The following is a 12297-nucleotide window of genomic DNA, read 5'->3' as shown; positions in this document are numbered from 1 at the left end:
CGCGAAACACCTGGTATCGTATCCCGCTTGTTGAGCTGATAGCTCAATGTGATCTCGCCGCAACAGAACCACTGGACGCAGCAAATACACTTGCGGGCGACAGCCAAGGAAACTGGAATATGTCCCGGACGATAGCGACACGTAGCATCCCCCGTACGGTCTGGGCGTTAGGGTTCGTCAGCCTGTTCATGGACTTGTCTTCAGAAATGGTTCATAGCCTGCTGCCAATGTATTTGGTGGGTTCTCTAGGCGTCAGCATGATCACACTGGGGCTGATCGAGGGTATTGCGGAGGCGACGGCCCTGATCGTTAAAGTGTTTTCAGGCGCCATCAGCGATTATTTCGGACGACGCAAAAGCCTGCTGTTGCTCGGCTACGGACTGGCTGCACTCACCAAGCCGCTCTTTCCGCTGGCCCACTCCGCAGAAATGGTGTTCACCGCACGCTTTCTGGATCGGATTGGCAAAGGTATTCGCGGCGCTCCACGTGATGCCCTGGTCGCTGATGTATCGCCACCGGAGATCCGTGGCGCTTGCTTCGGCTTACGTCAATCCATGGATACGATAGGAGCCTTCCTCGGGCCAGCAGTAGCCATCGGCCTGATGTATGCCTTCAGTGAAAACATTCCACTAGTGTTATGGATCGCGGTGATACCGGCATTGGTCGCCGTCAGCCTGATTTTCGTTGGCGTCGATGAGCCCGAACATGAGCAGTCAGCTCAGCGCTTTCGTTCACCCATACGGCTACAACTGGTCTACAGCTTTTCGCCGGCTTATTGGTGGGTGGTGATAATCGGCGCATTGTTCACCTTGGCACGTTTTAGCGAGGCCTTTCTGGTCTTGCGCGCTCAGCAAACAGGACTGTCTGCAACCTGGGTGCCTATAGTGATGGTGGTGATGGCCTTGTTCTACACGCTCTCGGCCTACCCTGTGGGGAAGCTCTCTGACCGTGTAAGCCGCACTAGTCTTCTCGGGGTCGGGTTGATATTGCTGATCTTGTCCGATCTGGTTCTAGCCAGCGCCGAGTCCGTCTCAATGTTGGTGCTTGGCGTCGCCCTATGGGGACTTCATATGGGATTCAGTCAGGGGTTACTGGCTGCCCTTGTCGCTGACACGACACCAGCAGAATTAAAAGGAACCGCTTTCGGGATTTTCAATTTGGTGAGTGGTGTATCCATGTTGCTGGCAAGCGGGATTGCGGGGTTACTTTGGCAAACTTATGGTTCAGCAATGACATTTTATGCCGGAGCAATTTTTTCTGCGGTAGCGCTCATACTGCTAATAGCACAACGTAGTAAGAGCACACGTCGCTTGCATGATCACGGACCACGCAAAAATTATGGAAAGTTTGAAAACTAGTTTGCCGGGTACTCGGCAATCACTTGGTCGGTACCTGCTTTGCTCAGGCCGATGACCTGATAAGCATCCTGCTTCCCATCGACCTCCATACCAGGCGAGCCTGCCGGCATGCCCGGCACAGCAATCCCGATAAGGTCGTCGCGCTTGCTCAAAGCAACTATTTGCTCGGCAGGCACGTGACCTTCAACAAATTTTCCGTTGATCACCGCGGTGTGGCATGACGAGAGACGCGGAACAACACCCAGGTCCTGCTTGATCGCGCTCATGTTGGTTTCTACATGATCAACGACGGTGAAGCCGTTAGCTTCAAGGTGCTGCATCCACTTTTTGCAGCATCCACAGTTAGCGTCACGATGGACATCGATTGTCAGCGGTTCTGCTGCATGACCGGCGGAACTGATAAACAGAGCCGCGAATGCAGCGAGGCGAAGTGCCCGACCAGGACGAAGATAGTTATTTCGCATGGGTATGTTCCGTCCCATCAGCATGGGTATGAGTTTTTGGCTGAGTGGCCGGAGTTGCAGAAGCGTCATGTGAAGCTTCGGCACCCTGAGGATGGGCGTGTTTGGTACTTTCATCCTGAGAAGGCGCTGCGGCCTCCCCATGGGCATGGGCGCTGTTTCTCTCGCCATGATGGTCGCCTACTTCGGCTACCTCTTCGGCTGCACCTGCATAATGATGTCCAGAGGCAGCCCCTTTTTGACCCTCATGCTGACCTTCATGGTTATGCATTTTGCTCTCGCCGCCACCGTGTTGATGACCACCACTGCTGACTGCTAGAGCGGTGTATTGCTCTGCATTCAGGGTGGGAAGCTGCTTAAGAAAAGCGACCATTCCCCAGATGTAGGGATCAGCCATGCTTTTACCCCAGGCGGGCATGCCTGTGGATTTGATTCCATGCTTGATGATCCAGAACGCTGCGGCAGGGTTTCCATCAACGCCCAGTTTTGAAAGATTTGGAGGTGCAGGGTAAAGGCTATTACTTAACTCGGTTCCTGCGAGTCCCGGAGCAAGGTGGCAGCCAATGCACATTGAGTTGTAGTTACCAGCACCTGCACGAATGAGCGTTTCATCGCTCAGGTCGGGAACTTCAATATCGCGTGAGCGCACTGCTATCGAGCGATCCCGAGCAGTGGACAGAAGTGAGTAAACGGGTTCGGAATGCGGATCATCCGCCGCCAATACCCCATCAAAATGAGAATCGCACTGGGGGCCAGAAACTGGCCGATCTCGAGTGTTTCGTGTTGGTGGTCAGGAGTGGATCTACTGAGCATCTGGATTTGGGTTCGTTTTTTGCGGCCGTGAGGTGATTGATATAACCCCCCCTGGGGGATACGATGCCCAGCCTAATTCATTGAGGGCAGAGGCTCAAGTCATGAGTGAGCACAAGCACGAACACAGCCACCCGCATACTCACCAAAGCCACGAGGCGATCATCAAGCGCCTCAAGCGTGCGGACGGTCATCTGCGCAGCATCATCACCATGATCGAAGAGGGTCGTGAGTGCGTGGACATTGCTCAGCAGTTGCACGCGGTGGAGAAAGCGCTGTGTCAGGCCAAGCGAACGCTCATCCAGGATCACATCGATCACTGCCTGGAAGACACCGTCTCAGCGTTGAGTGGTGGCGAGCGAGCACCTCTGGAAGCGTTTAAACAAATCACCAAGTACCTCTAGGTCTGACATGCCCAATTTTGCTGAACTCTTGCAACAGGGTGGGTCTCAAGCCTGGTTGTACTTTCCAAGCGCCATTTTGCTCGGCGCATTGCATGGGCTGGAACCTGGCCATTCAAAAACCATGATGGCAGCCTTTATCGTGGCGATTCGTGGCTCGGTGAAACAGGCTGTCCTGTTAGGCTTGGCCGCTACGCTCTCACACACCTTGGTGGTGTGGTTGGTCGCCATCGGTGGCATGTACCTGGGTAAAGGTCTGGACGCGGAAACTACCGAACCTTACTTCCAGCTCGCATCCTCCGCTCTGATCATTGTGATCGCACTCTGGATGCTGTGGCGTACTTGGCGCGGCGAGCAGATGTTCAAGTTCGAGCAAGGGGGTGATCACCAGCACGGGGAGCATGACCATGGTCACCATGATGAAACTCATCGCATCGATACCGGCCATGGCCGTATTGAACTGTCGATCTTTGAAGAAGGCATGCCTCCACACTGGCGCCTGAAAGCCTTGAGCGGACATGCCTGGCCCGCTTCAGACGTTCGTCTGATCACTACCCGTCCAGACGGCAGCACTCAAGCGTTCTCATTTGTCGAGCGTGAAGGTTTCCTGGAATCGACCGTCAACATCCCTGAACCTCATGAGTTTAATACTCGCTTGAGCCTGGGACATGCTGGTCACTCCCATGATTACGACCTGGAGTATCAGGAGCATGATCATGGGCACGCGCATTCCGAGCTGGAAGGTTTGGAGCTGTCACTTGAGGGTTATCAGGATGCGCATGAGCGTGCGCATACCAACGACATTCGTAAGCGCTTTACCAACCGAGAGGTCACTACGGGGCAGATCATCGTGTTCGGGTTGACCGGCGGCCTGATTCCTTGCCCTGCAGCCATTACCGTCCTATTGCTCTGCCTTCAGGTTAAAGAAGTCGCATTGGGTGGCATGCTCGTCCTGTGCTTCAGCATTGGCTTGGCGATCACCTTGGTTACCATCGGTGCCGCTGCGGCCATCGGTGCAAGGCAAGCCTCCAATCGCTGGCCTTGGCTGGGCGCTGTTGTCCGCCGCGCACCTTACCTTTCCAGCCTGTTGATCATCGGTGTCGGCCTCTACGTGGGCATTCATGGCTGGATCGGCTTGAACGCTTAGGACGATGCTTGGGTGTTTGAACTCTCCCACTATTGGCAGCCGCCATCATTGGGAACGCACTCGGCTCTGCGCTGAACCAGCATTTCATGGTCGTCTGCGATAGTTAGTCAACTCGTGTTCTCTAGCGCAGCAGATGCACCGCCAAACCCAAGAGCGCACAGGCCATCAGCACCTGAATGACGCCCCGCTTGAAGCGGAACAAGGCAATCGCCGCTGCTATGGCGACTAGTGCAGAGGGCCAATCGAGACTGCCGCTGAAGCCGTTCGGCCAAAGCACGTGGTAGCCGAAGAAACATGCCAGATTGAGGATCACCCCCACTACCGCCGCGGTAATCGCGGTAAGTGGCGCAGTGAACTTGAGTTCGTTGTGGGTCGACTCCACCAGTGGACCACCCGCGAGGATGAACAGGAACGATGGCAGGAAGGTGAACCACGTCACCAGGGAGGCTGCGACAGCTCCAGCCAGAAACACATGATCGGCACCGAACACTTGCGAGACATAGGCCCCGACAAAGCCGACGAAGGCCACCACCATGATCAGTGGCCCTGGTGTGGTTTCCCTCAGCGCCAGGCCATCGATCATCTGGTTTGGAGTCAGCCAGCCATAGTGACCGACCGCGCCCTGGTAGACATATGGGAGCACGGCGTAGGCTCCGCCAAAGGTCAGCAATGCTGCCTTGGTAAAGAACCAACCCATCTGGGTCAAGGTGCCTTCCCAGCCAAAGAGGGCGGTCAGAATTCCCATCGGTAACGCCCATAACACGGCGCCAATGAGTGCGAGCAGCATCAGTTTCCGCCAACTGAAGCGGGCATGCTCTGGGGACGGGGTGTCGTCATCGATCAAGGCCGGGCCGAAGGATTTTTTGGCGGCGCTGTGGCCTCCGGTTCTGAATTTCTCTGGCGCCAAGCGCCCACCGACATAACCGATTAACGCCGCTGCCAGTACGATCAGCGGGAACGGGACATTGAACGCGAAGATCGCGGTGAACGAAGCGGCCGCTATCATCCACAACCAATTATTCTTCAAAGCCCGTGAGCCGATCCGATGAGCCGCCTGCACAACAATGGCCGTTACGGCGGGTTTGATCCCGTAGAAGAACCCTGCCACCACGGGGACTTCGCCGAAGGCGATATACAGCCAGGACAGTGCAATCAGGATGAACAGTGAGGGCAGCACAAACAGTGCTCCAGCGATCACACCTCCCCAGGTTCGATGCATCAGCCAGCCGATGTAGGTCGCCAATTGCTGAGCCTCGGGCCCAGGCAGCAACATGCAGTAGTTGAGAGCATGCAGAAACCGCCGTTCGGAAATCCAGCGCCGACGTTCTACCAGCTCCTGGTGCATGATCGAGATCTGTCCTGCTGGCCCGCCGAAGCTGATAAAACCCAATTTCAGCCAGAACCAAAACGACTCACGCAAACTGATTGCCTCAGGCCTCGGCAGATCCTCTTCAACTGCTAAGATGGAAACCTTACTTATTGGATTGTTCATCCACATAGGTAACAAATCAGTTCAAACACATAGCTAACAGTTTTTACTGGCAGGGTCGATTCCGAGGAGCTGGCCATGCCGTGGCGAGAGCTGAAACCTATGGATCTGAATAAAAGGTGCGCCCATTCCGGCGCACCCTGCCTTTTAAACGTTATCAGGCGATAGCGTTCCAGGGACGGTCGCCAGACTCATCCTTGATGCGGGTCGGCAGGCCCATCACATCCAGCGCCTTGAGGAACGGCTCAGCCGGCAGCTCCTCGACGTTGACCATGCGCTGCACGTCCCACTCGCCACGGGCTACCAGCAGGGCTGCAGCCACCGGCGGCACGCCAGCGGTATAGGAAATGCCCTGGCTGTCGGTTTCTGCGTAGGCTTCCTCGTGGTCGGCCACGTTGTAGATGAACACCTCGCGCGGCTGACCATCCTTGGTGCCCTTGACCAGATCGCCGATGCAGGTCTTGCCGGTGTAGCCGGGCGCCAGCGAGCCCGGATCAGGGAGCACGGCCTTGACCACTTTCAGCGGCACGACTTCCAGGCCTTCGGCGGTCTTGACCGGTTGCTCGGAGAGCAGGCCGAGGTTCTTGAGTACGGTGAACACATTGATGTAGTGCTCGCCGAAGCTCATCCAGAAACGCACGTTGGGCACGCCGAGGTTCTTCGACAGGGAGTGCACTTCATCATGGCCGGTCAGGTACAGGTTCTGCGCGCCTACGACCGGCAGGTCGTCGGTGCGTTTGACTTCGAACATCGAGTTGCTGGTCCACTGACTGTTCTGCCAGCTCCACACCTGTCCGGTGAACTCGCGGAAATTGATTTCCGGGTCGAAATTGGTGGCGAAATACTTGCCATGGGAACCGGCATTGACGTCGAGAATGTCGATCGAATCAATGCGGTCGAAATACTGTTGTTGCGCCAGTGCTGCATAGGCGTTGACCACACCCGGGTCGAAACCCACGCCGAGAATGGCGGTAATGTTCTTCTGCTGGCATTCCTCGAGGTGGTTCCACTCGTAGTTGCCATACCAGGGCGGCGTCTCGCAGATTTTGCCCGGTACTTCGTGAATGGCGGTGTCCAGGTAGGCTGCGCCGGTATCGATGCAGGCACGCAGCACCGACATGTTGAGGAAGGCGGAGCCGACGTTGATGACGATCTGCGATCCGGTTTCGCGGATCAGCGCCTTGGTCGCCTCGATATCCAGAGCGTCCAGCGAGAAGGCTTCGATGTCGGCGGGCTGCTTGAGGCTGCCCTTGGCCTTGACGCTTTCGATGATGGCCCGGCATTTGGAGATGCTGCGCGACGCGATAGCTATACGACCGAGTTCATCGTTGTGCTGCGCGCACTTGTGGGCCACCACCTTGGCGACACCTCCTGCGCCAATGATAAGTACGTTCTTCTTCAATTTATCTCTTTCTCCTTCTCTGCCAGCTTACGAAAGGCTGGACATGTAGTCGTTGTAACCAAACTCACGAACCACCTCGACACTGCCGTCGAGTTGTTTCACCACGATGGACGGCATTTTCAGGCCGTTGAACCAGTTCTTCTTGACCATGGTGTAACCCGCTGCGTCGATGAACGACAGCCGATCGCCGATGGCCAGCGGACGAGCAAATTGATACTCACCGAAAATGTCTCCGGCCAGGCAGGATTTGCCGCACACCATGTAGGTGTGCTCGCCCTCGCTGGGCGCCAGCTTGGCGTTCAGGCGATAGATCAGCAGATCGAGCATGTGTGCTTCGATAGAGCTGTCCACTACCGCCAGGTGCTTGCCGTTGTAGAGGGTGTCGAGCACGGTGACTTCCAGCGACGCGCTCTGAGTGATAGCGGCTTCGCCCGGCTCCAGGTAGACCTGCACGCCGTACTTCTGCGAGAACGCCTTGAGGCGCGCGCAAAATTCGTCCAGCGCGTAGCCTTCACCGGTGAAGTGAATGCCGCCACCGAGGCTGACCCACTCGACCTTGTGCAGCAGATGACCGAATCGCTCTTCAATGGAGCACAGCATCTGGTCGAACAGGCCGAAGTCGTCGTTCTCGCAGTTGTTGTGGAACATGAAGCCGGAGATCTGCCCGATGACCTGTTCGATCTTCACCGGGTCCCACTCGCCCAGACGGCTGAACGGTCGCGCCGGGTCGGCCAGCAGGTAATCCGAGCTGCTCACCTGCGGATTGACCCGCAGACCGCGCACCTTGCCTGCTGAAGCCTCGGTGTAGCGCTGCAACTGGCTGATGGAGTTGAAGATGATCTTGTCGCAGTTGGCGAGCATCTCCTCGATCTCGTCATCGGCCCAGGCCACGCTGTAGGCGTGGGTCTCGCCAGCGAACTTCTGTCGACCGAGCTTGAGCTCGTAGAGCGACGACGACGTGGTGCCGTCCATGTATTGCTGCATCAGATCGAACACCGACCAGGTGGCGAAGCACTTGAGTGCCAGCAGGGCCTTGGCCCCGGACTGTTCGCGCACATAGGCGATTTTCTGCAGATTGACCAGCAGCTTTTGTTTATCGATGAGGTAGTACGGCGTTTTGATCATTTCGAGGCCTCCGGCAAGGCCAGCCAAAAAGGGCGTGCATTGTGCCTTCACTTGATACATATCGAAAGGTGGGAAACGCATTTTCGCCGAGTCAGTGCCTGACATTGCTTCCCGGTCAAGCGTGTAGCCTACTCTGGATAATCGCTCTGCGGGCGCTGTGCCCCATGCGCTGTTGCACAATCTGCTGCGGCCTTTCATCTGTTTGAAATAAAACGGTAAGAAAGCTCTGTTGCAATGGCGAGTATCTTTGTTTGGTGAATCGAACTGAAGGGAGCAATGTTAGCCATGGCTGAAAAAATCCGGATTTTGTTCGTCTGTGCGAACAATGACGTTCGCTCCCTGATGGCCGAAGCACTGCTTCGGCATACCGATCCCGAACACTTCGAAGCCTTCAGTGCAGGTCTGGTGGCCAGTGAGGTCGACCCACGCACGCTTGATTCTCTCGATCACATCGGCATTGATGCCACTGGCCTGCGCAGTAAGGCCATCGATGAGTTTGAGGGACAGCAGTTCCATTATGTGATTACGCTCTGCGACAAATCGTCCGAGGAGGCCGCGCGGATGCCGTCATCCGGAGAGGTGATCGTATGGAACTTCGAGAATCCAGTGACCAGCGAACGGCATGATCCCTTCCGTCATGCGCTACAAGAAATTCATGACCGCATCAAAATGTTCATCACTGTGAAGACGAGGCAGTGAAGCTCCAATAGCGTAAAGCGCAACCACGCACGGTCACCTGTGAATGTGTGCTCGTAGATAACGAAGCGCGTCTCGGTGCGCGCCTGTCGAGCTTCGGCCAGCTCAGCCGATGTCATCGTAATGTCATGGTTCCAGTGGCAAGATTCATCACCCCTACTTTTTATGGTCTCGCGGACGAAGTGCTCTCGGCTCGTGAACTCAAAAGGAATTCTGCATGAAGGGTGACGCTTCGCTATTTGCCGCCGTTGATCTGGGTTCCAATGCGTTTCGGATGATGATTGGCCAACAGGTCAAGCGCAACCAACGGCTGGTTATTCAGGAAGTTAAAACCTTTCGCGAGCCCGTGCGTCTTGCAGAAGGGTTTCAAGGAAAAGCATTGGATGGTTTGGCGTTGGAGCGGGGGTGGCTGGCCCTGGAGCGATTCGGCAAGCAGCTACGCAATTTCGAGGCTGGCCGTGTTCGCGCGGTGGCCACCAGCGCAGTCCGTGAGGCCAATAATTGCGACATATTTCTCGCTGGCGCCGAACAACGCTTGGGCTTCCGCATCGATGTGATTTCCGGACGTGAGGAAGCCAAACTCGTCTATGCGGGTGTGGCCCACACAATGCCAAGTGCGCAAGTCGTTCGACTGGTCGTTGATATCGGTGGCGGGTCTACCGAACTCATTGTGGGGCAGGGTGATCGTCCGTTGCTGACTGAAAGCATAGCGATCGGCAGCGGCAGTTTCAGCAAGCGCTATTTTGTCGGCGGTTTTATTGACAGTCGCTCTCTCCAGGAGGCCGAACGAATCGCCAGCGATAAAATCGAAAAAGTTGCCTACCGTTATCGCAAATTAGGCTGGGAGCAAGCCATTGGCTCTTCCGGCACGGCAAGGATGCTGGCCAAGATACTCAAGGCCAATGGCCTGAATGCCTATGGTCAAGACGGCATTACCTATGCAGGCCTGTTGCGCTTGTCCATTTGTCTGCTGGAGGCCGGCCACGTCAAACAATTGAAACTGGCTGGCCTGCAAGCACAACGATTGAGTACTTTGCCGGGTGGGCTGGCGGTAATGCTCGCTGCTTTCAAAGTATTAGGCATCGAAGAGATGATCCCCTCCGAACCAGGTTTGAGAATGGGGGTACTCCACGGCCTGATGCGGATGCCTGGCTCATCGCTCATGTAGAGGCTAGGTCTTTGCAAGCAACCGAAGAAGCCGTGTCAGCTGTGCCTCTGCTTTCAATAGCGCCGCTGCGGCAGCTGCGTGCCATCCGTGTTCAAGGGGCTGAAGATCTTCTTCGTGCTCGGCCTTGAGGCACCACTGGAAATGATCGTGCCATGAGCCCAGGGCCGACTGCACAGCCTTGAGCGACGCAGCGGCCTCACCAGACAGGGGCGACAGCTGAGGAAAAGCCTCGTTGAGATAGCGCGTGCGCTTGACCAGGATTCTTAACTGGTGACGATCAAACTGCGGGTCTGCCAACGCAGCTTTCAGGCGCTCGATCTGCTTGTGCAAGCGTTTGCTGATGGTCTTTTCAATCCGGCCCAATTCACCCGCCCGCTCAGCCGCGCGGAAGACTGAAGGCCACTCATCCAGTTGCGAAAACAGCTGATTGATCGCTCGGGCTTTAACGATGCGGCCATAGCTGGCCTGTAAAGTCGCTTTCCTGACATGCGCGTGCTTTGGGAATCCTTGCGCCTCAAGCTCTTCTATCAACACCTCAAGGTCACGCGCAGGCGTGGTCAGCCTGCCCACCGCGGCGGCGGCCTCATTCAGTGGCGCGACACCCTCTGTCTCACGTAATGGCCGCAACAGGCTTCTGATGCGCCGCAGATTGATTCTGAGATCGTGCAGGGACTCAGTGTCCGTCCTGGCTTCCATTCGGGCGCGAGCATGATAGAGCCCGACTTCAAACCTCACGATTTGCCCAACAAACGAATCTACGAATGACATCAGGTTCCCCCCAGCTTCAGCGACGGTGGAACCAGACTAGCAGAGAAACCCCGGACTTCGAGAGCAACACTTTCTTTAGCGAAACACACTTGAGTCAGTACTCAGGAGCGCTCCTCCAACAAGCTGAAGAGTTCCGCGAACTGCCGGGATAGTTTGTGCTGCGGTTCCAGGTAGATCAGCGGTTTGCACGCCTGATGTGACTCACGCATCTTCACCGAACTCATCAGGTACACCGGCAGCACTGGCAGCTCCTCCGCAATCAGCTCATCCAGCAATCGTCGCGGCAGGGCGCTGCGAGCCTGGTATTGGTTGACGACGATGCCTTCAACTTCCAGCTTCTCGTTATGGTCACTTTTGATTTCCTCGATTTCTCGAAGCACGCCGTAAATCGCCTGACGGGAGAAACTGTCGCAATCGAACGGGATCAGGCAACGGTCAGCGGCAATCAGCGCCGAGACGCTGTAGAAGTTCAGGCCTGGCGGAGTATCCATGTAGATCCGCTCATAATCTTCATCGAGCCTGTCGAGCAGCTTGCTCAGCTTATGGATTTTGTAGCGTGCCTCAAGCTTGGATTGCAGGTCAGCCAGTTCCGAGGATGCTGCAATCAAATGCAGGTTGTCGAAGGGCGTTTCGTGGATGTGGGCCTGAGCTTTCTTTGAAATGGAACTGGGGAACAGCGCCTGCTTGAAGAAGTCCGCAATCCCAAGAGGGACATCATTACCACGCAGACCGGTCAGGTAATGGGTAGCGTTTGCCTGGACATCCAGATCTATCAGTAATGTACGGTACCCCTCAAAGGCACTGATGGCTGCAAGGTTGCAAGCGATACTGGATTTACCCACACCGCCTTTCTGATTGAACACCACACGCCTCATGACACATCCCAACGAGTACTTAGTACGGGAATTCTACTCTTGCGTGGCTACAGAGGTGTCTGTTTAGAGGATGTTCAGCTGCTGATGAGCCAAGCCACAAGGGCACGCTCAGCTCGGATCCGACTGTTCCTGGTCGAAACCTGACATATCTCCCCCTCCACCCGAGTCAGCTGCCAAATGCCGCACTTGTATGGCCGGTTGATTCAATCACCGCAACTTTGGATAGGCGGCAGCTTTTCGGATGGGAAGCGGGTGCGTGGATCTCGGGTCGGGTAGAGACTGTTAAAAAACAAAGGGGGTGCGCCCATGAACTGTCTCATTTGTGCAGGACCCGCCGAGCGCATTATGTGTGATGGTGATTGGGAGGAGCGAAACTGCCCCTCCTGTGGGCGCTATAGAGTTTCCGATGCCCTCGTGTTGACCCTGATGGAGCAGGGACAGATTTTCGATGTGAGCAAAATGAGGATCTGGCTTGCAGGCAAGCGCAGGGAGGGCGGGATACCTTGCATTGAGATCCATGAAGCGCTACTCGTGCCATAAGCCGGAGTTTCCTTGCTGTTCAAGCTCCGTTACCAGGAAACGGTCTCCAGCCATCCA

12 protein-coding genes are annotated in these 12297 nt (G+C 56.0%); 5 read left to right on the top strand and 7 right to left on the bottom strand.

All coding sequences use genetic code 11. The annotated features are described in order from the left end of the window. The first annotated feature begins 119 nt into the window (after positions 1–119). The gene (locus tag ACA064_RS18240) at positions 120–1358 is read left to right on the top strand and encodes an MFS transporter (RefSeq protein ID WP_497669383.1); all 1239 of its coding nucleotides are present in this window, start codon (positions 120–122) and stop codon (positions 1356–1358) included. Here ACA064_RS18240 and ACA064_RS18235 read toward each other — a convergent pair. Next, positions 1355–1822, bottom strand: coding sequence for a DUF411 domain-containing protein (locus tag ACA064_RS18235; RefSeq protein WP_497669382.1), 468 nt, complete (start codon positions 1820–1822; stop codon positions 1355–1357). The two genes, ACA064_RS18240 and ACA064_RS18235, sit on opposite strands and share 4 nt — an antisense overlap. Beyond that, positions 1812–2540: a c-type cytochrome gene (locus ACA064_RS18230; protein WP_497669381.1), complete on the bottom strand. Its 729-nt coding sequence runs from the start codon at positions 2538–2540 to the stop codon at positions 1812–1814. The genes ACA064_RS18235 and ACA064_RS18230 overlap by 11 nt, the downstream gene beginning before the upstream one ends. Before the next feature lie 193 nt (positions 2541–2733). On the opposite strand from ACA064_RS18230, the gene ACA064_RS18225 reads away from it, so the two are divergent. Beyond that, positions 2734–3033, top strand: a complete 300-nt coding sequence (locus tag ACA064_RS18225; protein WP_497669380.1) for a metal-sensing transcriptional repressor — start codon at positions 2734–2736, stop codon at positions 3031–3033. Between the two features lie 7 nt (positions 3034–3040). Next, positions 3041–4177: a nickel/cobalt efflux transporter gene (locus ACA064_RS18220; RefSeq protein WP_497669379.1), complete on the top strand. Its 1137-nt coding sequence runs from the start codon at positions 3041–3043 to the stop codon at positions 4175–4177. Between the two features lie 121 nt (positions 4178–4298). Here the strand turns inward: ACA064_RS18220 and chrA are convergent, their stop codons facing one another. The 3 genes from chrA to ACA064_RS18205 all read right to left on the bottom strand — a co-directional run bounded on the left by chrA (position 4299) and on the right by ACA064_RS18205 (position 8193). Beyond that, positions 4299–5669 (bottom strand): chromate efflux transporter, encoded by a 1371-nt coding sequence (gene chrA / locus ACA064_RS18215; RefSeq protein WP_497669378.1) that lies wholly within the window; start codon positions 5667–5669, stop codon positions 4299–4301. A 154-nt stretch (positions 5670–5823) separates the two neighbouring features. Next, a complete protein-coding gene (locus ACA064_RS18210) occupies positions 5824–7068 on the bottom strand; it encodes a saccharopine dehydrogenase family protein (RefSeq protein ID WP_497669377.1) in 1245 nt (414 codons plus the stop codon). A 27-nt stretch (positions 7069–7095) separates the two neighbouring features. Beyond that, positions 7096–8193: a carboxynorspermidine decarboxylase gene (locus ACA064_RS18205; RefSeq protein ID WP_497669376.1), complete on the bottom strand. Its 1098-nt coding sequence runs from the start codon at positions 8191–8193 to the stop codon at positions 7096–7098. A gap of 285 nt (positions 8194–8478) precedes the next feature. Here ACA064_RS18205 and ACA064_RS18200 point away from each other — a divergent pair, with 285 nt between their 5' ends. Both ACA064_RS18200 and ACA064_RS18195 read left to right on the top strand, forming a co-directional pair. After that, on the top strand, positions 8479–8892 hold the full coding sequence (locus ACA064_RS18200; protein WP_497669375.1) for an arsenate reductase ArsC: 414 nt from the start codon (positions 8479–8481) through the stop codon (positions 8890–8892). A gap of 214 nt (positions 8893–9106) precedes the next feature. Then, the gene (locus tag ACA064_RS18195) at positions 9107–10057 is read left to right on the top strand and encodes a Ppx/GppA phosphatase family protein (RefSeq protein ID WP_497669374.1); all 951 of its coding nucleotides are present in this window, start codon (positions 9107–9109) and stop codon (positions 10055–10057) included. Between the two features lie 3 nt (positions 10058–10060). On the opposite strand, the gene ACA064_RS18190 is transcribed toward ACA064_RS18195, so the two are convergent. After that, positions 10061–10825: a CHAD domain-containing protein gene (locus tag ACA064_RS18190; RefSeq protein ID WP_497669373.1), complete on the bottom strand. Its 765-nt coding sequence runs from the start codon at positions 10823–10825 to the stop codon at positions 10061–10063. 101 nt (positions 10826–10926) lie between these two features. Beyond that, positions 10927–11700 carry a ParA family protein gene (locus tag ACA064_RS18185; protein WP_497669372.1) on the bottom strand — a complete coding sequence of 258 codons (774 nt, stop codon included), beginning with the start codon at positions 11698–11700 and terminating at the stop codon, positions 10927–10929. Positions 11701–12297 lie beyond the last annotated feature (597 nt).

It is taken from the genome of Pseudomonas sp. LBUM1658 (assembly GCF_059716055.1).
This window is presented reverse-complemented; position numbering and strand designations above follow the sequence as displayed.